The organism is Escherichia sp. HH091_1A (assembly GCF_030295175.1).
Taxonomy (GTDB): Bacteria; Pseudomonadota; Gammaproteobacteria; order Enterobacterales; family Enterobacteriaceae; genus Escherichia; species Escherichia coli_F.
Genome location: NZ_AP025747.1, coordinates 758671 through 780445 on the forward strand (window position 1 = coordinate 758671; position 21775 = coordinate 780445).

Annotated in this window: 20 protein-coding genes; 5 read left to right on the forward strand and 15 right to left on the reverse strand. The window is 50.3% G+C overall.

Translation table 11 applies throughout. The annotated features are described in order from the left end of the window. Positions 1–42: 42 nt before the first annotated feature. From dacA to leuS, 11 genes are all read right to left on the reverse strand, one after another. A complete protein-coding gene (gene dacA / locus QUF14_RS03460) occupies positions 43–1254 on the reverse strand; it encodes a D-alanyl-D-alanine carboxypeptidase DacA (RefSeq protein WP_001092082.1) in 1212 nt (403 codons plus the stop codon). Positions 1255–1393: 139 nt separating this feature from the next. Further along, the gene (gene rlpA, locus QUF14_RS03465) at positions 1394–2482 is read right to left on the reverse strand and encodes an endolytic peptidoglycan transglycosylase RlpA (protein WP_001231428.1); all 1089 of its coding nucleotides are present in this window, start codon (positions 2480–2482) and stop codon (positions 1394–1396) included. Positions 2483–2492: 10 nt separating this feature from the next. Next, the gene (gene mrdB, locus QUF14_RS03470; protein ID WP_000131719.1) at positions 2493–3605 is read right to left on the reverse strand and encodes a peptidoglycan glycosyltransferase MrdB; all 1113 of its coding nucleotides are present in this window, start codon (positions 3603–3605) and stop codon (positions 2493–2495) included. Between the two features lie 2 nt (positions 3606–3607). Continuing rightward, positions 3608–5509, reverse strand: coding sequence for a peptidoglycan DD-transpeptidase MrdA (mrdA, locus tag QUF14_RS03475; RefSeq protein WP_000776191.1), 1902 nt, complete (start codon positions 5507–5509; stop codon positions 3608–3610). 30 nt (positions 5510–5539) lie between these two features. Beyond that, the gene (rlmH, locus tag QUF14_RS03480; RefSeq protein WP_000776104.1) at positions 5540–6007 is read right to left on the reverse strand and encodes a 23S rRNA (pseudouridine(1915)-N(3))-methyltransferase RlmH; all 468 of its coding nucleotides are present in this window, start codon (positions 6005–6007) and stop codon (positions 5540–5542) included. 3 nt (positions 6008–6010) lie between these two features. Continuing rightward, positions 6011–6328 carry a ribosome silencing factor gene (gene rsfS, locus QUF14_RS03485; RefSeq protein ID WP_001161664.1) on the reverse strand — a complete coding sequence of 106 codons (318 nt, stop codon included), beginning with the start codon at positions 6326–6328 and terminating at the stop codon, positions 6011–6013. Between the two features lie 259 nt (positions 6329–6587). Beyond that, positions 6588–7199, reverse strand: a complete 612-nt coding sequence (locus tag QUF14_RS03490; protein WP_001241879.1) for an adenosylcobalamin/alpha-ribazole phosphatase — start codon at positions 7197–7199, stop codon at positions 6588–6590. 23 nt (positions 7200–7222) lie between these two features. Next, complete coding sequence (nadD, locus tag QUF14_RS03495; protein WP_000838896.1) at positions 7223–7864, reverse strand: nicotinate-nucleotide adenylyltransferase; 642 nt, start codon at positions 7862–7864, stop codon at positions 7223–7225. 1 nt (position 7865) lies between these two features. Beyond that, a complete protein-coding gene (holA, locus tag QUF14_RS03500; protein ID WP_000620505.1) occupies positions 7866–8897 on the reverse strand; it encodes a DNA polymerase III subunit delta in 1032 nt (343 codons plus the stop codon). After that, positions 8897–9478 (reverse strand): LPS assembly lipoprotein LptE, encoded by a 582-nt coding sequence (gene lptE / locus QUF14_RS03505; protein ID WP_001269673.1) that lies wholly within the window; start codon positions 9476–9478, stop codon positions 8897–8899. The genes holA and lptE overlap by 1 nt, the downstream gene beginning before the upstream one ends. A 14-nt stretch (positions 9479–9492) precedes the next feature. Beyond that, positions 9493–12075: a leucine--tRNA ligase gene (leuS, locus tag QUF14_RS03510; protein WP_001157890.1), complete on the reverse strand. Its 2583-nt coding sequence runs from the start codon at positions 12073–12075 to the stop codon at positions 9493–9495. Between the two features lie 235 nt (positions 12076–12310). On the opposite strand from leuS, the gene QUF14_RS03515 reads away from it, so the two are divergent. Further along, the gene (locus QUF14_RS03515) at positions 12311–12793 is read left to right on the forward strand and encodes a zinc ribbon-containing protein (RefSeq protein WP_001044880.1); all 483 of its coding nucleotides are present in this window, start codon (positions 12311–12313) and stop codon (positions 12791–12793) included. Between the two features lie 69 nt (positions 12794–12862). Here the strand turns inward: QUF14_RS03515 and ybeQ are convergent, their stop codons facing one another. Beyond that, positions 12863–13840: a Sel1 family TPR-like repeat protein YbeQ gene (gene ybeQ, locus QUF14_RS03520; RefSeq protein ID WP_000578174.1), complete on the reverse strand. Its 978-nt coding sequence runs from the start codon at positions 13838–13840 to the stop codon at positions 12863–12865. 163 nt (positions 13841–14003) lie between these two features. Here ybeQ and QUF14_RS03525 point away from each other — a divergent pair, with 163 nt between their 5' ends. Both QUF14_RS03525 and QUF14_RS03530 read left to right on the forward strand, forming a co-directional pair. Further along, positions 14004–14711 carry a DUF1266 domain-containing protein gene (locus QUF14_RS03525; protein ID WP_000367048.1) on the forward strand — a complete coding sequence of 236 codons (708 nt, stop codon included), beginning with the start codon at positions 14004–14006 and terminating at the stop codon, positions 14709–14711. Then, a complete protein-coding gene (locus QUF14_RS03530) occupies positions 14708–16135 on the forward strand; it encodes a J domain-containing protein (RefSeq protein WP_000786630.1) in 1428 nt (475 codons plus the stop codon). Before QUF14_RS03525 ends, QUF14_RS03530 begins: the two co-directional genes overlap by 4 nt. A gap of 9 nt (positions 16136–16144) precedes the next feature. Here QUF14_RS03530 and QUF14_RS03535 read toward each other — a convergent pair whose 3' ends face one another. Continuing rightward, positions 16145–16699 (reverse strand): tetratricopeptide repeat protein, encoded by a 555-nt coding sequence (locus QUF14_RS03535; RefSeq protein WP_001035662.1) that lies wholly within the window; start codon positions 16697–16699, stop codon positions 16145–16147. A 101-nt stretch (positions 16700–16800) separates the two neighbouring features. On the opposite strand from QUF14_RS03535, the gene QUF14_RS03540 reads away from it, so the two are divergent. Continuing rightward, positions 16801–17508 (forward strand): DUF1266 domain-containing protein, encoded by a 708-nt coding sequence (locus QUF14_RS03540; protein WP_001030924.1) that lies wholly within the window; start codon positions 16801–16803, stop codon positions 17506–17508. Continuing rightward, positions 17505–18956, forward strand: a complete 1452-nt coding sequence (djlC, locus tag QUF14_RS03545; RefSeq protein WP_024212249.1) for a co-chaperone DjlC — start codon at positions 17505–17507, stop codon at positions 18954–18956. The genes QUF14_RS03540 and djlC overlap by 4 nt, the downstream gene beginning before the upstream one ends. A gap of 59 nt (positions 18957–19015) precedes the next feature. Here djlC and hscC read toward each other — a convergent pair whose 3' ends face one another. Together hscC and rihA are read right to left on the reverse strand one after the other, a co-directional pair. Continuing rightward, positions 19016–20686 (reverse strand): molecular chaperone HscC, encoded by a 1671-nt coding sequence (gene hscC / locus QUF14_RS03550; RefSeq protein WP_100733598.1) that lies wholly within the window; start codon positions 20684–20686, stop codon positions 19016–19018. A gap of 83 nt (positions 20687–20769) precedes the next feature. After that, positions 20770–21705 (reverse strand): pyrimidine-specific ribonucleoside hydrolase RihA, encoded by a 936-nt coding sequence (gene rihA / locus QUF14_RS03555; RefSeq protein ID WP_001207495.1) that lies wholly within the window; start codon positions 21703–21705, stop codon positions 20770–20772. Between the last annotated feature and the right edge of the window lie 70 nt (positions 21706–21775).

Genomic DNA, 21775 nt, shown 5'->3' on the forward strand with positions numbered 1-21775 from the left:
TAGTATATGGGGACGGAAATTACACTTTCAAGTGTTCGATTTTTAACCAAACCAGTGATGGAACATTAATTTAATGTAATCAATGATTTTGCCGAAGAAGTTGCCTTCCGGGATTTCTTGCAGCACAACCAGCGGGCGTTGTTCGATCGTTTTGCCATCAAGCTGGAAGTTGATAGTACCGACGACCTGATTCTTTTGCAGCGGCGCATGCAATTCACTGCTGTTCAGCACATAGCTGGCTTTCAGATCTTTCATGCGGCCACGCGGAATGGTCAGGTACACGTCTTTATCAACACCTAACGAAGCGCGATCAGAATCACCAAACCAAACCGGTTCAGAGGCGAACTCTTTACCTACTTTCAGTGGGTTAACGGTTTCGAAGAAACGGAAGCCCCAGGTTAGCAGTTTTTTACTTTCGGCTTCACGGCCTTTAAAAGTACGTCCGCCCATCACCGCAGAGATCAAGCGCATCTGGCCTTCAGTCGCAGAAGCAACAAGGTTGTAACCTGCTTTGTCAGTGTGTCCGGTTTTGATGCCGTCGACATTCAGGCTGTTATCCCATAACAGGCCGTTACGGTTCAGCTGGCGAATACCGTTAAACGTAAATTCTTTTTCTTTATAGATCGAGTATTCATTCGGTACGTCACGGATCAACGCCTGGCCGATCAGCGCCATATCTCGCGCGGAGCTGTACTGACCGTCAGCGTCGAGACCGTGCACGGTCTGGAAGTGAGTGTTTTTCAGGCCCAGTGCGTTAACGTAGCTGTTCATCAAGCCAACAAAAGCGTCCTGGCTACCAGCGGCAAAATCGGCCATGGCGACGCAAGCATCGTTACCCGATTGCAGGTTAATACCGCGGATCAGCTGAGAAACCGGAACCTGCATGCCCGGTTTGAGGAACATCAGCGAAGAACCTTTAAATACCGGGTTACCGGTGGCCCATGCGTCGTTGCCGATGGTGACTAAATCAGTTTCTTTAAATTTACCGGCTTTCATTGCCTGGCCGATAACGTAACTGGTCATCATTTTGGTCAGACTGGCAGGATCGCGGCGGACATCTGCGTTCTGTTCGGCGAGCACTTTGCCCGAGTTATAGTCAATCAGGATGTAGGACTCCGCATCGATCTGCGGTACACCCGGGATCATAGTTTTGATATTCAGGTCATCGGCATGTGCAGCAGAGATAAAGGCTGTGCAAAGAGCCGTGGTGAGCGCCAGGCGCTTCATGATACGAGCGGAAAAAATGGTATTCATGGTCTGAACTACGACATCCGTGATGGAATTAAAAAAAGTGCCCTACTATAGCAAATGCACTACCGGCAGGCATCTGACTTTCCGCGTGACTTTGTTAACGTCATTTACAGAAATTGACACATCAGATGCCTGCTTTACGCTACTGCGCGGTGGTAATAAATGACTGCAATTGGGCTTCGGTTTGCAAACGTTGCTGCAAGGTACTGGCTTCGGCTTTGCTGGCGAATGGGCCAAGCTGGATCCGCCAGACCGCGCCATTTTGAGTTACGCGACCGGGGACGCCGAACTTCTGTCCCAGTTGCTGTTGGTACTGTTGCGCACGCGCCTGATCGCTTACTGCCCCAACTTGCACCATAAAGTTGCCGCTAGCGCTTTGCGAGGCGGCTTGCGGTGTCACCATTGCAGGCGAGGTTGCAGGCGTTGTCGAGGGAGCTGTAACAACGGGCTGTGGTGCAGGCGTTGGTTCGCTGCCTTCCAGAACACCAGGCGCTAAGGTCGTTGGTGCGCCGAGGAAACCGCTGCTGGTTACCGGCGCGCCGGTCGGATCTTCGCTTTTTAGCGTCGAATTACTGACCGGAAGAATGTCACCCTGCGGGCCAGACACTGAACTTGTTCCTGCGCCGCCGCTTAAATCGGGAGGTGCAGGCAGGGCGTAAGTCTGTTTGGCGACTGTGGTACAAGCCATACCAGGACCAGAAAGCGAACCATCCTGGGCGACAATAATCGGATCGATACGAACTTTGGTGTTGTTTGACGTGTTAAGACGGTCAGCTGCTGCGCGAGAAAGCGAAATAACGCGGTCGTTGCCATAAGGACCGCGATCATTAATGCGCACCACGATCATTCGCCCGTTAGCCAGGTTAGTGATTCTGGCGTAGCTGGGGATCGGAAGCGTTGGATGGGCCGCCGTCAGCTGTGTCGGATCGAAAGCTTCGCCAGAGGCCGTCAGGTTACTGCCTGGTTCGGCATCATAGATTGCCGCCAGTCCCGCCTGGCTAAATCGAGACGGATCCTGCACGATTTTGTAGCTTTTACCATCGCGCTGGTAATCCTGATTTGCCGTCGCGTTCAGTGGTTCGAAACGCGGGTCCGCCCCGCTAATTTCAACTATGGGGCCGTTACATACCGCAGGCTGCGGTACACTTACCGTCTGTTGCTGACCATCATCGCTTGTACATGCCGCGAGCATTCCTGCCGCGATGCAGATCCCGAGCCACTGCTTACGCATTGCGCACCTCTTACACGCTTTTCGACAACATTTTCCTGTGGGTGTGGATTGACATTACAATCCCGAACCCAGCCATCAGCACAATTAGCGCCGATCCTCCATAACTGACCAGTGGGAGCGGAACCCCTACAACCGGCAGAATACCGCTTACCATACCAATATTTACGAAGACATAAACGAATAATATCAGCATTAAGCCGCCAGCCATGACGCGACCAAAGGTGGTTTGCGCTCTGGCGGCTATCCACAGCCCGCGCATGATCAGCAGAATGTAGAGAGCGAGCAGAATCAAAATGCCCACTAATCCCAGCTCTTCCGCCAGTACCGCGAAGATAAAGTCGGTATGGCGTTCGGGTAGAAATTCAAGTTGTGACTGAGTGCCATGCAGCCAGCCTTTGCCGCGTAATCCGCCGGAGCCAATAGCAATTTTAGACTGAATAATGTGATAGCCCGCGCCGAGTGGGTCTGATTCCGGGTCCAGGAGCATCATTACGCGCTGGCGCTGGTAATCATGCATCAGGAAGAACCACAGAATCGGAATGAACGCCGCTACCAGCACTACTGCGACGCCAATCAGACGCCAGCTAAGGCCAGAGAGGAACAGTACAAACAGACCAGAAAGCGCAACGAGGATTGATGTTCCCAGGTCAGGCTGTGCAGCCACCAGCAGCGTGGGCATAAATATCAGCACCAGCGCGATGCCAGTGTTCTTCAACGATGGCGGGCAAACGTCGCGGTTGATAAAGCGCGCAACCATCAGTGGTACGGCTATTTTGGCAATTTCCGACGGCTGAAAACGAACAATACCGAGGTCCAGCCAGCGTTGAGCACCTTTAGAGATGGCACCGAAAGCATCTACCGCCACCAGCAAAATAATACAGATGATATAGAGATAGGGGGCCCAGCCTTCATAAACGCGTGGAGGAATTTGCGCCATCACCACCATGATGACCAGACCCATCGCGATTTGGCCGATTTTACGCTCCATCATGCCAATATCCTGACCGCTGGCGCTCCAGATAACCAGGGCGCTGTAAACCAGCAATGCCAGTAAGATCAGCAGCATTGTGGGATCGAGATGGACTTTATCCCAGAATGTTTTTTTATTCGGATTATCCGTCATGATTAATGGTCCTCCGCTGCGGCAACCGCTGGATTTTCCGCAGGCAGATCGGTGTTGTTATCACCCAGCATAATGTGGTCGAGGATCTGGCGCATCAGCGTACCAACCGCCGGACCCGCGCCACCGTTCTCCAGAATCATGGCGACAGCCACTTGCGGATTGTTGTATGGCGCAAAGGCGGTCATCAGTTTGTGGTCACGTAAACGCTCGGCAATTTTGTGCGCATTATAGGTTTCGTTCGCTTTCAGACCGAAGACCTGAGCGGTACCAGATTTCGCCGCAATTTTGTACGGTGCGCTGGCAAAGTATTTATGCGCCGTACCGTTAGGGCGGTTAGCAACACCGTACATACCGTCTTTCGCAAGCTCCCAGTAACCGGAATGAATATCGCCGACGGGCGGTTCATGCGGTTGTACCCATGGCACCTGTTTGCCGTCTTCGGCGGTGCTCATCAGCAAATGTGGAACTTTCACGATACCGTCATTAATCAGGATCATCAGTGCCTTACTCATCTGGATTGGGGTCGCTGTCCAGTAACCCTGACCGATACCAACCGGAATGGTGTCACCCTGATACCACGGTTTTTTAAAGCGTTTCTGTTTCCATTCACGGGTAGGCATGTTGCCGGAACGTTCTTCCGCCAGGTCGATACCGGTGTAATGACCATAACCGAATTTACCCATCCATTCGGAGAGGCGATCGATTCCCATATCGTAGGCCACCTGATAGAAGAAGGTATCCGCAGATTCTTCCAGCGATCTTGTGACATTCAGACGCCCGTGGCCCCATTTTTTCCAGTCACGGTAACGTTTTTCCGAACCTGGCAGTTGCCACCAGCCTGGGTCAAACAGCGTCGTATTACGCGTGATCACTCCTGCGCTCAATGCCGAAACCGCCACATAGGGTTTAACTGTAGACGCGGGAGGATAAACCCCCTGTGTGGCGCGGTTCACCAGCGGTGTATTTGGGTCGTTCAGCAAGGCGGAATAATCTTTGCTGGAGATACCGTCAACAAACAGGTTTGGGTCATAACTAGGCGTGGAAACCAGCGCCAGCACCCCACCTGTACGCGGATCGGTGACTACCACCGCTGCGCGGCTACCCGCCAGCAGCGTTTCAATATATTGCTGCAGTTTGAGATCCAGCGTCAGGTAAATATCGTGTCCGGCTTGCGGTGGCACTTCTTTTAACTGGCGGATAACACGCCCACGGTTGTTAACTTCAACCTCTTCATAACCGGTCTGACCGTGCAGCACGTCTTCATAGTAACGCTCAATGCCCAGCTTACCGATATCATGCGTTGCCGCATAGTTGGCCAGTTTGCCGTCATTATTCAGGCGTTCGACGTCTTTATCGTTGATTTTCGACACATAGCCGATAACGTGGGTCAACGCCGAACCGTAAGGATAGTAACGACGCTTATAGCCTTTAACTTCGACACCCGGAAAACGGTACTGATTGACGGCAAAGCGTGCCACTTGTACTTCAGTCAGGTTAGTTTTCACCGGAATGGAGGTGAAACGGTGTGAACGTGCGCGCTCTTTTCGGAATGCAGCAATATCGTCATCGGTCAGATCAACCACGCTGCGCAAAGCGTCCAGCGTTTGCTGCACGTTATCGACTTTCTCCGGCATCATCTCTATCTGGTAGATAGTGCGGTTAAGTGCCAGAGGGATACCGTTGCGGTCGTAGATAATGCCGCGGCTGGGCGCGATAGGCACCAGCTTAATGCGGTTTTCATTAGATCGGGTCTGGTAATCGGTAAAGCGAACAATTTGCAGATTATACAGGTTGGCGATAAGCACGCCGGTCAGCAGCAAAATCCCCAAAAAGGCGACCAGTGCCCGGCGCACAAACAGCGCGGACTCTGCCGTATAGTCGCGAAAAGAGTTCTGTAGTTTCATCCGCTGCGTTTTCTACTCAAAGCTCCCTTATCACTCACGGTGATAAGGATGGTTGGTGGTGATGCTCCACGCCCGGTACAGGCTCTCTGCGACCAGCACGCGAACCAGCGGATGGGGAAGGGTAAGCGCCGACAGCGACCAGCTTTGTTCCGCCGCCGCTTTGCAGGCAGGCGACAACCCTTCAGGCCCGCCAATCAGCAGACTGACGTCGCGACCATCCAGCTTCCAGCGTTCCAGTTCAGCGGCTAACTGCGGCGTATCCCAGGGCTTGCCTGGAATATCGAGGGTGACAATGCGGTTTTTGCCTGCGGCTGCCAGCATCTGCTCACCCTCTTTGTCGAGTATGCGCTTGATGTCCGCATTCTTGCCGCGTTTTCCGGCCGGAATTTCAATCAGCTCGAAGGGCATATCTTTCGGAAAACGACGCAGGTACTCGGTAAAACCGGTTTGTACCCAGTCCGGCATTTTCGTTCCCACGGCGACAAGTTGCAGCTTCACGCATTAACTCCAGAGTTTTTCCAGTTCATACAGGCGACGGCTCTCTTCCTGCATGACATGGACAATCACATCGCCCAAATCCACGACAATCCAGTCGGCGCTGTTTTCACCTTCTACGCCGAGCGGCAACAGGCCCGCTGCGCGAGACTCCTGCACAACGTGGTCAGCAATGGACATAACATGACGGCTGGACGTACCCGTACAGATGATCATGCAGTCGGTGATGCTGGATTTGCCTTGAACGTCTAAGGCGATGATGTCCTGACCTTTGAGGTCATCAATTTTGTCGATAACAAAATCCTGGAGTGCTTTACCCTGCAAGTTTTCCCCCTGGGTGAATCAAATAGATAAAAATGGTCTGTCAGTATACCTGAACCAGAGGCGATTTCGGGACAATTGTCGCCGAATCGGCTTTCGAAAGTGAGCTATCATCCCACCCCGCGCCGCAGATTGCATCGCCATTTTTGTAAAACAATTTCTACAAAGTCGTGTCTGGCGAAAAAAGTCTGGCTGCGGAGAATATCAGCCTGCCCGGGGCTGTCAATGGTCGTTGCGGCTTACCCGTAAAAAAACAGAAAAGTCATGTATTCTCGACCCCGATGGCACGGCTATTGAGGACGCGTAACGTCGCGAATTTTTGGTTGATATCAATGGCGCTCCAACACCCCTGGTCAACGCGAAAATGCCACATAGCCTCGGCAGGCATGCCAATTAAACGAGCGATTAACAGACTCAGTACACCCTGATGGCTGACGACTAAAATATTCTGATAGTGCTGAAATTCACTAAGCCTTGCGATAAACCGTTCCACACGTTGTGAAAATGCCTGAAATCCTTCACCGTTCGTGGGGATAGCATGCTGCCAGTCATTGCACCACGCGCTATAGTTTTCGGCATCTTCTTGCATGAGGTCGCGATGATGTCGCATCTCCCAGTCGCCAAAAAACATTTCGTTGAGTTCAGGGATGATTTGCACGGGGAGCTGGCGATCACTGAGAACCCGTCGCGCGGTATGCTGTGCCCGTTCCAGTTCACTGCATAAAACCAGGTCAAAGGAAACACCATGTAGCAGCGTATGCAGATTTTGCGCTTGCTCAATACCGCGCGCAGTCAGGGGTGTGGGAGCATGACCGCTGTACAGACCATCGATATTCGCTTGCGTTTCGCCATGACGAATTAACCACAGTCGCATCATGCCCTCCGTAACGACAGGTATCAGCGATACAAGCCTTGTTGGTTAATGTAAGTCAGTACCGGTTCCGGCAATAAATCCTCACACGATTCACCGTTTTGCAAACGTTCGCGGATGATGGTCGCCGAGATGTTAAACCACGGCGTTTCAGCCAGATAAATTTTACCGGCAGGCTGAAGGTGAAGATCTTCCGGGTTATGTGTCAAATGATCTTCCAGCCATTGCTGGTATTGCGGTTGCGCCATTTCAAGTGGGTAACCGGGACGCCGACAGACGATCAAATGTGCATTGTCGAGTATCGTTTCGTATTCGTACCAGGTTGGAAAGGTGAGCAGTGAATCCTGGCCAATAATAAATGCCAGCGGCACATCTGGCCCTTGTTCCTGCCGCCATTCTTTCAGTGTTTGTGCAGTGTAAGAGGGAGAATTGCGCTTTAGCTCGCGTTCATCAAGGGTAAACAGTGGCTTGTCGGCAATCGCCAGTTCAAGCATGTGTTTACGCTGCACGCTGGTTGCTTCCGGCTGGGGACGATGCGGAGGAACATTATTAGGGATGATGGTGACTCGCGTCAGACCAATCAAGTTCGCCAGCGTTTCCACGGGCTTAAGATGACCATAGTGCACCGGATCAAAGGTGCCACCAAACAGAGCCTGTAAAGATTTCATATCAACCGTCGATAAATACGTCCGCCAGCGGTTTATGGCACAACAGAAGAGATAATCCTTCCAGCTCTGCCCATACTGACTGACCGTAATCTTGTTTGAGGGTGAGTTCCGTTCGTGTCAGGAGTTGCACGGCCTGACGTAACTGCGGCTGGCTTAAGCGGTTTAGCGTCTCGCCCATCATGCTCCGGCGGTTCTGCCAAACGCGATGTTTATCAAACAACGCACGCAGTGGCGTATGGGCAGACTGGCGTTTCAGGTTAACCAGTAACAACAGTTCTCGTTGTAATGTGCGCAACAAAATAACCGGCTCGCTGCCTTCCAGACGCAGTTGCTGAAGAATATGCAACGCGCGCTTACTTTTGCCCATCAACAAAGCATCAACCCAATGAAAAGGGGTGAAATGCGCGGCATCATTCACCGCCTGTTCAACGCGCGGTAAGGTCAGTTTGCCGTCCGGCCAGAGCAGCGATAAACGCTCCAGTGCCTGGGCCAGTGCCAGCAGGTTACCTTCATAACAGTAGCAGAGCACTTGGTTTGCCGCGTCATCCAGTTCTAAGTTGAGCTGTTTTGCACGCGCAGCAACCCAGCGAGGAAGCTGAGCCTGCTCCGGTGTTTGACAGGTCACCTGCACGCTTCGATTTGCAAGAGCAGTAAACCAGGCGGCATTTTCTTGCGCTTTGCTTAATTTATTACCGCGGACGATCAACAGCAGGTCGTCATGCAGAAGTCCAGTGAGTGTGAGAAGTTGTTCATTGATCGCCGCATTCGGTCCGTTTTCTGGTAACAACAGCAATAGCGTTTGTCGACTGGCAAACAGACTCATGGCCTGGCATAACGAAAAGACCGCATTCCAGTCAGTGTTGGGATCAATGGAAAAAGTGTGGTGTTCTTCGAATCCTTGTGCCGCAGCTACCTGACGAATAGCGTCCTGGCTTTCCTGCAATAACAGAGGATCGTTACCAAGTAAAAGATACGCCGCGCGCAGCCCTTCATTGAGCTGCGCGCGAAGTTGTTCCGGGTACAACCGAATCATCAGTTACCCAGCGTGGTAGAGACGCGTGCAGGCGTTGCCGGAGTATCCGTTGTGGTCGACGTCTGTTCTTCGTCGGAACGAATATCCGCAGCACGGATGCTTGGCAGCTTACGAATCAGCTGTTCGGCAGCACGGTCGTACATCTCTTTTACGATCATGTCTTGTTCGTTATCTTTCGCTAACGCCATTTGCGGGTTATCGAAGAACGAACGGAAGACTTTGGCGCTAATCGGGTAGATGTCACGGCCGGGGATCAACACGGTCGCATTGACCGTCATGATCATCTGATACTCTGCTGTTTGACCGTTACGGAATACCGATGCGGTATCTTTCGCGATGCTCACTTTACCCAAACGCAGGGATGGAACGTCCTTACGGGTGGTTTCTTTATCAAGCAACTCGACACCGTTCAGACGTAACTGGTTACGCACCGCACGACTTAACGGCCCGTTCGGGTCGCCAGAGTCCAGGATCATGACCTTCATAGTGGAAGGAACCTGCGTAGTATCACGCAGATGCCAGCCACACCCGGCGGTGATTAACACCGCCAGAGATAACAACAATGTTGCCAGATATCGCACGCTTCCTCCCGCGCTTAGCCAACGACCAGATTGAGGAGTTTACCCGGTACGTAAATCACTTTACGCACGGTAACGCCATCAAGATATTTTGCTACCAGATGTTCCTGGCCAGCACGTTCGCGAACCTGTTCTTCCGTTGCGTCCACCGGAACAGTGATTTTGGCACGGACTTTACCGTTAACCTGCACCACCACCAGGGTGGAGTCTTCCACCATCGCTTTTTCGTCAGCAACCGGCCACGGCGCGTTGTCGATATCGCCTTCGCCTTTCAGTTCCTGCCACAGCGTGAAGCAGATGTGCGGGGTGAACGGGTTAAGCATACGGACTACCGCCAGCAGCGCTTCCTGCATCAGGGCGCGATCCTGCTCGCCATCGGTCGGTGCTTTCGCCAGTTTGTTCATCAGCTCCATAATTGCCGCAATCGCGGTGTTGAAGGTCTGACGACGGCCGATATCATCGGTCACTTTAGCGATAGTTTTATGAACATCGCGACGCAGTGCTTTCTGATCTTCAGTCAACGCGTCGACGTTCAGTGCTGCAACATCACCTTTTGCAGTGTGCTCGTAAACCAGTTTCCAGACACGTTTCAGGAAGCGGTTAGCCCCTTCCACACCGGATTCCTGCCATTCGAGAGTCATATCCGCCGGAGAAGCAAACATCATAAACAGACGAACGGTGTCCGCGCCGTAACGTTCAACCATCACCTGTGGGTCGATACCGTTGTTCTTCGACTTGGACATTTTGCTCATGCCGGTATAAACCAGTTCATGGCCTGCCGCGTCTTTCGCTTTCACGATACGGCCTTTCTCGTCACGTTCAACGATAGCATCAACTGGGGAAACCCAGTTACGCTCGCCGTTTTCGCCAACATAGTAGAAGGCATCCGCCAGCACCATACCCTGACACAGCAACTGTTTTGCTGGTTCGTCAGAGTTCACCATGCCTGCATCACGCATCAGTTTATGGAAGAAGCGGAAGTAGAGCAGGTGCATAATGGCGTGTTCGATACCACCAATGTAGATATCCACCGGCAGCCAGTAGTTGGCCGCTTCGGAATCCAGCATACCTTCTTTGTACTCAGGGCAAGTGTAGCGCGCATAGTACCAGGAGGACTCCATAAAGGTGTCGAAAGTATCGGTTTCACGCAGCGCTGGCATACCGTTAACGGTGGTTTTTGCCCACTCAGGATCAGCTTTTATCGGGCTGGTAATGCCGTCCATCACCACATCTTCCGGCAGGATCACCGGCAGCTGGTCGTCCGGGGTCGGCATAACAGTACCGTCTTCCAGTGTTACCATCGGAATCGGCGCGCCCCAGTAACGTTGACGGGAAACACCCCAGTCGCGCAGGCGGTAGTTCACTTTACGCTCGCCAACACCCATCGCAGTCAGTTTATCGGCGATGGCGTTGAAGGCTGCTTCATGATCAAGGCCGTTGAACTCGCCAGAGTTGAACAGCACGCCTTTTTCGGTTAGGGCTTGCTGAGAAAGATCTGGCTCAGAGCCGTCAGCTGCCAGGATAACCGGCTTAATGTTCAGGCCGTATTTAGAGGCAAACTCGTAGTCGCGCTGGTCGTGACCCGGAACCGCCATAACTGCGCCCGTGCCGTATTCCATCAATACGAAGTTTGCTGCCCAAACGGGAATTTCTTCGCCCGTTAATGGGTGAACCGCTTTAAAGCCAGTATCGACGCCTTTTTTCTCCATCGTCGCCATTTCAGCTTCGGCAACTTTGGTATTACGGCATTCGTCAATAAAGGCGGCCAGTTCAGGATTATTTTCCGCCGCTTTCTGTGCCAGCGGATGACCTGCCGCTACCGCCAGGTAGGTACAACCCATAAAGGTGTCCGGGCGGGTAGTGTAAACAGTCAGCGTGTTGTCATAGTCGTTAACGTTGAAGGTGATTTCTACGCCTTCAGAACGACCGATCCAGTTACGCTGCATGGTTTTAACGGTGTCTGGCCAGTGATCCAGTTTATCCAGATCGTTGAGCAGCTCGTCAGCGTAAGCGGTGATTTTGATAAACCACTGCGGGATCTCTTTACGCTCAACTTTGGTATCGCAGCGCCAGCAGCAGCCATCGATAACCTGTTCATTCGCCAGTACGGTCTGGTCGTTCGGGCACCAGTTGACCGCAGAAGTCTTCTTATATACCAGGCCTTTTTTATACAGCTCGGTGAAGAATTTCTGTTCCCAACGGTAATATTCCGGCGTACAGGTTGCCAGCTCGCGGCTCCAGTCATAACCAAAGCCCAGCATTTTGAGCTGGTTTTTCATGTACGCGATGTTGTCGTACGTCCACGGTGCTGGCGCGGTGTTATTTTTCACCGCTGCGCCTTCCGCAGGCAGACCAAACGCGTCCCAGCCGATTGGCTGCAGAACGTTTTTGCCCAGCATGCGCTGGTAACGGGCGATCACGTCACCGATGGTGTAGTTACGTACGTGGCCCATGTGTAGTCGACCAGAAGGATAGGGAAGCATAGACAGGCAGTAATACTTCTCTTTGCTCTCGTCTTCTGTTACTTCAAATGTGCGCTTCTCATCCCAATGAAGCTGTACTTTGGATTCTATCTCTTCCGGGCGGTATTGCTCTTGCATGGCAGCCAGTGGTCCTGTTTTCAATACGGCTACAAAAGTAGCGTTAGAGGTGGTTTTTCAGATCCGCATAGCATAGCCCAAACGTCCGCGTCAAAACAGCCTTTCGCGCACTCGACGTTGAAATGATGCCCGGATTATTCATACATTAATTTACAGAGTTTGTGGGCGTAATAGCAAAGCAAGGAACAAAGAACGTCTATTATTATAGTCAGTTAACGACCCGGGAGATGAAACGATGAACAAGGTTGCTCAATATTACCGTGAACTGGTCGCGTCACTGAGCGAACGCCTGCGTAATGGCGAACGTGATATCGACGCACTGGTGGAACAGGCGCGCGAGCGCGTAATAAAAACAGGGGAGTTAACGCGAACCGAGGTCGATGAGCTGACGCGAGCTGTCAGACGTGACCTGGAAGAGTTCGCCATGAGCTATGAAGAGAGCCTGAAAGAAGAGTCTGACAGCGTCTTTATGCGGGTGATTAAAGAAAGCCTCTGGCAGGAACTGGCGGACATTACCGATAAAACGCAACTTGAGTGGCGCGAAGTTTTCCAGGATCTCAATCATCACGGGGTTTATCACAGCGGGGAAGTCGTAGGTCTGGGGAATCTGGTCTGCGAGAAATGTCACTTCCATCTCCCAATCTACACACCGGAAGTGCTGACGCTATGCCCGAAATGTGGTCATGATCAGTTCCAGAGACGCCCGTTCGAGCCTTAATGGTCCGATTTCAAACAGCAATAAAGAGAATATGGGCCGAATAAAATTCCCCGGCCCTTGTTTTTATCTCTACAGTAAATCTTCAATCTCACGGATTTTTTGACTGACATCCCTGGTACCGGATGACTGAGCTTTACGATACAGATCGAGAGCCTGTCGGAGATCGACAGGTCTTCCTTCTCCGTAATGATACATAATGGCAAGGTTATACCAGGCAGTGGCATTATCGCATTCAGCGGCTTTCGTAAACCATTCAAAGGCGGCCTGATAATCCTTCTCAACGCCTTGACCGTGTTTATACATATAGCCGATGTTAACGTAAGCGCCGACGCTTTCCTGAGCGGCAGCCTTCAGATACCAGTACATCGCTTGCTTATAGTCCTGGTCCACCCCTTCGCCAGCGTTATAATCCCATGCAATTTGAAACTGGGCATGCCGATTACCCTGCTGTGCGCTTTTCAAATACCAGAATGCGGCGAGTGTCTTGTTTTGAGCAACACCTTTACCGTCTTCATAAAGATCGGCCAGATTGTCTTGTGCGTAACTATGGCCTTGCAATGCAGCTTGTTTGTACCAGAAAAATGCCAGCGCATAATCTTGTGTGACTCCGTTGCCATTTCTGTACATCCACCCAAGATTATTTTGCGCATAAGACATTCCGCTCTCCGCGGCTATCTGATACCAGACAACCGCTTCTTTATAGTTGGGGTCTTCTCCACGATCCAGTATCCAGCCAAGGGCGTTGGAAGCGAAAGTATGTCCTTGTAGGGCTGCTTTTTTCAGCCAAAAGATGGCTTGCTCATTATCTTTATGACGGCTTTTATCCTCGGTATACTTTTGCCCTAAGGAATATTGTGCTTCACAATGACCTTGCTCAGCGGCCAGCTTCAGCCAGTAAAAGGCCTTTTCGTCGTCCGGAGAGTCAATTGCGCTATCGCGATTATAATAAAACCCAACAATATATTGAGCCTCGCAATCGCCTTTTTCAGCACGTTCGATAATCTCATCTATTGATAAATTATCGCAGCAACTTGATGTGAAAATCATTGTCATTTCCTTATGGTTACGGAGAAAATATATTATATTTTTATATATTCCATTTTTGCGTGAGCCTTATTTTATGCGTATTATGTTGCGTCAGAAAAGTATAAATAACTGAGTCTCGCAATACGGTCAATATTCACCGGATGAATATTTAAGGATAAATTATATGGACATGGAGTCGCAAAAAATATTGTTTGCACTTTCCACTCCGATGGAAATACGCAATGAATGCTGTTTACCTTCGCATTCATCGCCCAAAATGTATTTAGGTACACGCTTTTTTGACCTTTCTTCCTCATGGGGAATTGATGACCGTGAAGACCTGTTGCGGACAATTCATCGAATGATGGATAACGGTCATGCTGCGCGGTTGGCTGGTTTTTATCACCGCTGGTTTCGTTATTCTCCATGTGAATGGCGTGACTATCTTGCTGAACTAAATGAGCAAGGTCAGGCTTATGCGCAGTTTGTCGCCAGCACTGCCGAATGTTGTGGCGAAGGCGGTATAAAAGCCTGGGATTATGTCCGTATGGGTTTTTTAAGCCGGATGGGCGTACTTAATAACTGGCTCAGCGAAGAAGAAAGCCTGTGGATCCAATCGCGTCTTCACCTGCGGGTGCTACGTTATTATACCAGCTGGCGGCAGTATTTTGCCGGTTATACCTTTGGCCGGCAATACTGGCAGTCTCCTGATGATGACAATTTACCGTTATTGCGGGAAACATTGGCACGCAAAGAATACGACGATTCCGGCAATGATATGTTTTATCAATTACTTGCCAGTGACGATGCATATTACGCGACCTTACCCTGGCAACCACTGGCTGACTACCCCACATGTCCGGAAACGCTTAAGGATATGAGCGACCTATGAAAAATTGCTGGAATATCCTCGGCATAGAGGAAACGACTGACGTCGATATTATCCGCCGCGCTTATCTGGCGCTGTTACCGTCCTTTCATCCAGAAACCGATCCGCAGGGTTTTAAACAACTTCGTCAGGCGTATGAGGACGCGCTACGGATTGCGCAGTCGCCTGCTAAATCTGTTTGGCAACCAGAAGAACATGAAGTTGCAGAACATGAAATTCTGCTCGCCTTTCGTGCGTTACTCGCCTCTGATAGCGAACGTTTTCTGCCCTCTGCCTGGCAGCGATTCATTCAGCAATTAAATTATTGCTCGATGGAAGATATTGATGAATTACGCTGGTCGCTGTGCACAATAGCCATGAACACTGCCCATTTATCTTTCGAGTGCGTGGTGTTATTAGCAGAAAGATTGCGGTGGTTGCAGGAGGAAAACGTCGGGGAAATAGACGAAGAAGAACTGGAATCCTTTTTATATGCCATTGCGAAGGGGAATGTTTTTAACTTCCAGACCATTCTGCATCTGCCCGTTGCCGTACAAAATGACACCATTGATTTTTACCAAATGTTCGCGCGGATTTGGTCATCGCATCCAGAATGGCTGACATTGTATTTAGCGCAACATCGCGCAGTGATTATCCCCGATGATGCAAATTTGCACAGAAATTTACTCCGCTGGTATAGCACAAGCCGTCTGGATATCCCCGAACTTCTGGATTACGCCCGGTCGTGGAGGGTAGCTGAACCTGATAATGAAGATGCGCGTTATTATGAATACGCGCAACGCGTCTATTGTGGAGAAGGCGAAAGCCTGCTGGCAGAACTTTGTGACTACTGGCGCGAGTATCCCTCCACCCAGGCGGATGCTTTAATGTTGCAATGGTGCCGTCAGCATCGGGTCGATTATTACCCGATAGTGGTGATGATGATTGAAGCGCGTGATCTGGTTAACGATCAGGGAAAACCGCTACTTTATGTCCCTGGTGACAGCGCTCGTACGCGTTTTCATTTATACGAAATACTCAGTGATGAAAAACTCTCTGCGCTGGGGCGTTCTCTGGTCGAGATGGTTTTGCACAAAGGACGTAAGCCGCGGATCTCACTCACGCGTGATACAGAACATCCCTTATGGCCATTATATTTAGTTGCTAAACAATTAGTTCAGGCCAGCCAACCGACAGAAGAATCATTAATGCCGATCGTCAGCCGCCTTGATGCAGAAGATCGTTGTCCACTGGAAGCATTAATGATTCGTCGATTATTAATTCAGGCGGCAAATTTTACCGAGAAGCAAACCGTCGAACCGGAGCCGCAACCGCAGTCGATGCCCGTTGACGATGGTGGGCCGGGCTGCCTGGGCGTCATCAAAATTATTTTCTACATTTTTATCTTTGCCGGTTTGATAGGGAAAATACTCCATCTGTTCGGGTGACAGTCGACGTTAATGTGCGGGAAGCTCTGCAAGTAATCTTTCCGCATTTTTATAATGTTGCTCTGCCGCCAGTTCTAACCATTTGCGAGCTTCATAATTGTTGGTGCTAATGCCCGTGCCGTTTCTGTAGATCAAACCCAACGTGTATTGTGCATGAACATGCCCTTGTTCAGCTGCTTCCTTATACCAGAGAATTGCTTTACGGGTATCGGGATTGACTCCCAAACCTTTCAGGTAGATCCATCCCAGTTTACTTTGCGCGCGTGGATTTTCCTGTTCCGCTGATTGCTCATACCAGTATCTCGCCTGTGTATAATCCAGTGGTTTACCGTCGCTACCATGAAGATAAAATTCTCCAAGGCGATATTGCGACGTTGAGTGACCATGAATCGCGGAAAGCTCCGTGGCTGCCGTGGTGAATGGAAGACTGCCCGGTGAGCTTAAATAATCAAAGGCATAATTCGCCATGGCTTTATCACGCAACGTCGTTTTCTTGGGTTGGCTAATACAGGTTATTGCTGCAACTATAAATATTGCGAATATATACATTAATTTTTTATTCATGTGTGAATGCTTCGATTTTCTTTTTATTTTGAAAGCGTCAAGTTTATACTCATCAATAATAAAAAAGTAGTCAGTTAATGCACTTAAGGGATTATTAACAAATGAATAAGGAAGAACAATATCTTCTTTTTGCGCTTTCTGCACCCATGGAAATACTTAATCAGGGTTGCAAGCCAGCGCATGACTCGCCAAAAATGTATACTGGGATAAAAGAATTCGATCTCTCATCATCCTGGGGAATAAATAATCGTGATGATTTAATTCAGACTATTTATCAGATGACCGATGATGGTCATGCCAATGATTTAGCTGGCTTATATCTGACATGGCATCGCTCTTCCCCTGAAGAGTGGAAAGCATTAATTGCTGGCGGCTCGGAGAGAGGGTTGATTTATACCCAATTCGTTGCCCAAACCGCTATGTGTTGTGGGGAAGGGGGAATCAAAGCTTGGGATTATGTGCGGATGGGTTTTTTATCACGGGTTGGTGTGCTCAACAAGTGGCTGACGGAAGACGAGAGTTTATGGCTGCAATCGCGCGTCTATATACGAGCACACCATTACTATCACAGCTGGATGCACTATTTTTCCGCCTATTCGTTAGGGCGTCTCTACTGGCAATCTTCTCAGTGCGAAGACAACGCTTCGCTACGCGAGGCGCTAACCCTGTACAAATACGATAGCGCCGGGAGTCGGATGTTCGAAGAGCTGGCAGCGGGAAGCGACCGTTTCTATGCCACGCTTCCCTGGCAGCCATTAACTGTCCAGCCTGAATGCCCGGTAACGCTTAAGGATGTGAGCGACCTATGAAAACATGTTGGCAAATCCTCGAAATTGAAAGCACGACGCAAATAGACATTATCCGCCAGGCTTATCTTGCTCGCTTACCGTTGTGTCATCCCGAAACCGATCCGCAGGGGTTTAAAGCATTACGCCAGGCCTATGAAGAGGCGCTGCGACTGGCGGTAAATCCTGTCGAGGAAGCAGATGATGAAGAAAAAGATGCCGCCGCTGAACATGAAATACTACGTGCATTCAGGGCATTACTCGATTCTGAAAGTGATCGTTTTCAGCCCTCCGCCTGGCAGAAATTTATTCAGCAATTAAATACCTGGAACATGGAGGATGTCGATCAATTACGCTGGCCGCTGTGTGCAGTCGCTATAGAAGCGCGATATCTTTCATTAAATTGTGCTTCTTTGCTGGCAGAGCGTTTGAACTGGCATTCATTTAGTGACAGCGAAGGAATGGATGAAGAAGAGCGGGAGGCTTTTCTTGAGGCCATTCAGGCTGGGGATTGTTTCGATTTCCTTAGCCTTCAGGAATATCCCGCCGCGTTACAGAACCAGACTGTTGAATATTACTTCGCGCTGGAACGCTGCTGCCGTTACCATCCCGACTATGTCACTGCGTTTTTGGCGATGGAAGGTCCGTGGTTCATTCCTGATGATGCAAAGTTACATCGCAAACTGTTGCGCTGGTACAGCTCGGTGCAAACAGGTATGGCGGAACTCATTCCTGTAGCGCAACAGTGGCAAACGGAAGAACCAGAAAGTGAAGATGCCCGATATTACCAGTGTGCGCAACGGTTGTACTGCGGCGAGGGGGAAAGCATGCTTGCCGATCTCTGCGGTTACTGGGAAAGTTATCCGTCTACACAAGCCGATAATTTATTACTGCAGTGGAGTGCGCAACATTGCCCGGATTATTTCGCGTTATTAGTGATGGTTATCGAAGCGCGAAGCATGATAGATGCGCAAGGTCAACCGTTGAAATATGTTCCTGGCGAGAGCGCCCGGACGCGGCTGTTATGGGCGGAAATTTTACATAGCGGAAAATTATCGCCGTTAGGTCAATCGTTTATTGAGTCGTTATTCTTCAAGCGCAAAGCATGGGCATGGTGGAAATCGAGAGTCGGTAGCGAGACAGAACAAGATTCACCGTTACTGGATTTGTATCGGGTAGCGGAACAGGTTGTGCTGGAAGCGTTCCCAAAACAAGAGATGCTGGCCCGTCTTAATACAAGGCTGGAAGGTGGAGATGCTCATCCATTAGAGGCCATTACCACGCGGATGCTGTTGACGAAAGTGAAGCTCGAGCCGGTGGAAGAAGATATCGACGAGCCAGCACCTGAAGAACACGAAGAGAAGAATAATGAGAGTGAAAAACCACAGAGCATTGCCAGCATTATCAAAATCAGCTTAACGGTGCTGGTGATAGGCTATGCTCTCGGAAAAATCGCGATGTTGTTTAGCTGAGGATGTGTTTTTTGCGCCGATGCCGGATGCAGCGTTTATGCCGCATCCGTGAGCCGTGTTTAAGGGATCTCAATAGCCAAATAATCGCTCGCCCGTCGCCGAACTTCATCGACGCGGGCCATATCGTTTGACTGCAACGCCGCATCAAAATCGGTGATCACCCGGCCAATCTCTTCTCGCTCGTCACCCAGCGCCCGCGCCCATAACTCTTCCAGTTTGGCTTTAAAGGTACGGTTAATAAGCATATCGCGCGGATAAATTTTTAATGCGGATAACCTTGCCCGACTCTCTTCAATTTGCTGGGTACTTAACGTTACCGGGCTGTGGTTAATGACTCTGGACTTAACGCTGCCGTCTTCCAGAAGTACGTCAACTTCAAGCAATCCGTTGATATCATAACTAAAGCGAATATCGATAGACTGATAACCCCCGGTTTTTTTCAGCGGAACATCAAAGGATTCCACCAGAATGTTATTCTTAACTTTGTGGTTTTCTCCCTGATAGACGTTAACCGTAATTGAATCCTGCTCCGGGTGCATGGTCGAGTAAGTTTCTACACGCGACACCGGTACAGTGGTGTTTCGTTCAATAATCGGCGAGAAAATGCCGGAAATACCCTGGCGGTTAACTTCAACACCCAACGAGTAAGGGCAAATATCGGTGAGGATTACCTCTTCAATGTCTTCGCTGCGTAAGCGGCAGGCAGCCTGGATCGCTGCGCCCAGCGCGACAATGGTGCTCGGGTCGTAACTTTGATATGGCAATTTGCCAAACAGACGCACGGCGATTCGCTGCACCAGCGGCATTTGTGATGCGCCGCCAACCAGCACCAGACTGTCGATTTGACTTGGCTTCAGACGTGCATCGCGCAACGCCTGTTCAATCGGCACTCGCAAGCGATTGAGCAGCGGCAACCACAAATCTTCCAGTTCGTTCTCGTAAAATTCGCACTCACGCGTTTCTTCCTGATACTGCCAGCTAATTTGCAGCGGTAATTGATTGCTGCATTTTGCCGCTTCCACGCTGGTGTACAGGGCTGCCAGCTCACTTTCGTTGAGCATGTTTTTAGCCACTGCGGAGCGTTTTAAAACTTCATCCACCAGCATATGAGTAAAATCTTCGCCGCCAAGAAAGTTATCTCCCGCGGAGGCGTGAACTTCAATCACCGGCGTGGCGTATTCGAGCACCGTGACGTCAAACGTGCCACCACCGAGATCAAAAACCAGCGAGCGGGTATTTTGTTGCGTATGCAGGCCATATGCCATCGCAGCTGCTGTGGGTTCATTAATTAAGCGTACCGCATTTAACCCGGCTAACTCCGCTGCTAAACGGGTATGCTTGCGTTGTTCATCGCTGAAATAAGCCGGAACGGAGATCACCACATCTTTAATCGGACGTTGCAGAAATTCTTCGGCATCTTCTTTTAATGAGCGTAATACCAAAGAGGACAGTTCTGGTGCGTTAAATGTGTCGCTGCCTAACCGCCAGTTGGTATTACTGCCCATTGCACGTTTAAATAACGCTGCCGTTTTATCCGGATGCGAAGTGCGCCGTGATACAGCGGGTTTTCCGACTAAAATATGATTATTTTCATCCATGCTAATTATGGATGGTGTTAAATATTCACCGAACTTATTTGGAATTAATTGCGCGGCACCGTCTTTCCAGACGGCAATTAAACTATTGGTAGTGCCGAGATCGATACCAATGGCGAGTTCTGCATTATCCATTGCATTTATATCTTGAAAGAAAAAGAGATAAACAGATTAAGACCACCCTGTGAACGCGTGGTGATCTTAATCAATGTGGTGTGTTAAGCGTAAAATTTCAGACGCTCAGCCAGTAAATCAACAAAGCCCTGACGATCAATATCGACCATTACAGTGGCATTCGGTTTATTGCCTGTCAGATAATAATAATCAACAACCGTCATGCCCTGAGTATATTTCCCCTGTGTTTCCACGCCAACCCAGCGCTCAACAGTGGTAAACAACTCCGGTTTTAACAGCCAGGCGATGGTGCATGGGTCATGCAGCGGTGCGCCGACAAAGCCCCATTTTTCGTCTTTATGATATTCGAGGAAGAAATCCAGCAGTTCGGCAACAATGGTTGAAACAGGGTTGCCAATCGCGCGGAAACGCTCGGTGTCTTCAACGTGGATTTGTGCTTTGTGGGTAACATCCAGACCGGCCATCACCACCGGGATCCCTGACTGGAAAACAATTTCTGCCGCTTCCGGGTCAACATAAATATTAAACTCGGCGGCTGGCGTCCAGTTACCAAGCCCCATTGCGCCGCCCATAATCACGATTCGGGCGATTTTGCTATGCAATTCCGGATGGCTATTGAGCAGCAAGGCAACGTTAGTTTGCGGTCCGGTAGAAACAATCGTGACGGGTTCCGCACTTTCGCGCAGCGTTTTCGCCATCAGCTCCACCGCCGTGCAGTTTTGCGGTGCGAACGTTGGTTCCGGTAATGCCGGGCCGTCGAGACCGCTTTCGCCGTGCACATTGTCCGCGATAATCAAATCACGCATTAATGGTTTTACCGCGCCGCCTGCTACCGGAATATCGGTGCGATTAAGCAAGGTCAGCATACGCAGAACATTGCGTAAGGTTTTTTCTGGTGTCTGGTTTCCGGCGGAAGACGTAATTGCTTTGACATCAAGCTCTGGTGAGGCGAGGGCGAGAACTATTGCGATAGCGTCGTCATGACCTGGGTCGCAATCTAACAGAATCGGCAGTGCCATTGTTGCTCCTTGTTGTGTGCTTCTTTGCGACAAGGGTACCGCCAGGATGTAACAGATACGAGGGCCGAAA

What these genes read in the sequence shown, in the direction of transcription:
- dacA (WP_001092082.1), bottom strand. Translation starts at nt 1,254, where the DNA reads ATGAATACCATTTTTTCCGCTCGTATCATGAAGCGCCTGGCGCTCACC.
- rlpA (WP_001231428.1), bottom strand. Translation starts at nt 2,482, where the DNA reads ATGCGTAAGCAGTGGCTCGGGATCTGCATCGCGGCAGGAATGCTCGCG.
- mrdB (WP_000131719.1), bottom strand. Translation starts at nt 3,605, where the DNA reads ATGACGGATAATCCGAATAAAAAAACATTCTGGGATAAAGTCCATCTC.
- mrdA (WP_000776191.1), bottom strand. Translation starts at nt 5,509, where the DNA reads ATGAAACTACAGAACTCTTTTCGCGACTATACGGCAGAGTCCGCGCTG.
- QUF14_RS03490 (WP_001241879.1), bottom strand. Translation starts at nt 7,199, where the DNA reads ATGCGACTGTGGTTAATTCGTCATGGCGAAACGCAAGCGAATATCGAT.
- nadD (WP_000838896.1), bottom strand. Translation starts at nt 7,864, where the DNA reads ATGAAATCTTTACAGGCTCTGTTTGGTGGCACCTTTGATCCGGTGCAC.
- holA (WP_000620505.1), bottom strand. Translation starts at nt 8,897, where the DNA reads ATGATTCGGTTGTACCCGGAACAACTTCGCGCGCAGCTCAATGAAGGG.
- leuS (WP_001157890.1), bottom strand. Translation starts at nt 12,075, where the DNA reads ATGCAAGAGCAATACCGCCCGGAAGAGATAGAATCCAAAGTACAGCTT.
- QUF14_RS03515 (WP_001044880.1), top strand. Translation starts at nt 12,311, where the DNA reads ATGAACAAGGTTGCTCAATATTACCGTGAACTGGTCGCGTCACTGAGC.
- ybeQ (WP_000578174.1), bottom strand. Translation starts at nt 13,840, where the DNA reads ATGATTTTCACATCAAGTTGCTGCGATAATTTATCAATAGATGAGATT.
- QUF14_RS03525 (WP_000367048.1), top strand. Translation starts at nt 14,004, where the DNA reads ATGGACATGGAGTCGCAAAAAATATTGTTTGCACTTTCCACTCCGATG.
- QUF14_RS03530 (WP_000786630.1), top strand. Translation starts at nt 14,708, where the DNA reads ATGAAAAATTGCTGGAATATCCTCGGCATAGAGGAAACGACTGACGTC.
- QUF14_RS03535 (WP_001035662.1), bottom strand. Translation starts at nt 16,699, where the DNA reads ATGAATAAAAAATTAATGTATATATTCGCAATATTTATAGTTGCAGCA.
- QUF14_RS03540 (WP_001030924.1), top strand. Translation starts at nt 16,801, where the DNA reads ATGAATAAGGAAGAACAATATCTTCTTTTTGCGCTTTCTGCACCCATG.
- djlC (WP_024212249.1), top strand. Translation starts at nt 17,505, where the DNA reads ATGAAAACATGTTGGCAAATCCTCGAAATTGAAAGCACGACGCAAATA.
- hscC (WP_100733598.1), bottom strand. Translation starts at nt 20,686, where the DNA reads ATGGATAATGCAGAACTCGCCATTGGTATCGATCTCGGCACTACCAAT.
- rihA (WP_001207495.1), bottom strand. Translation starts at nt 21,705, where the DNA reads ATGGCACTGCCGATTCTGTTAGATTGCGACCCAGGTCATGACGACGCT.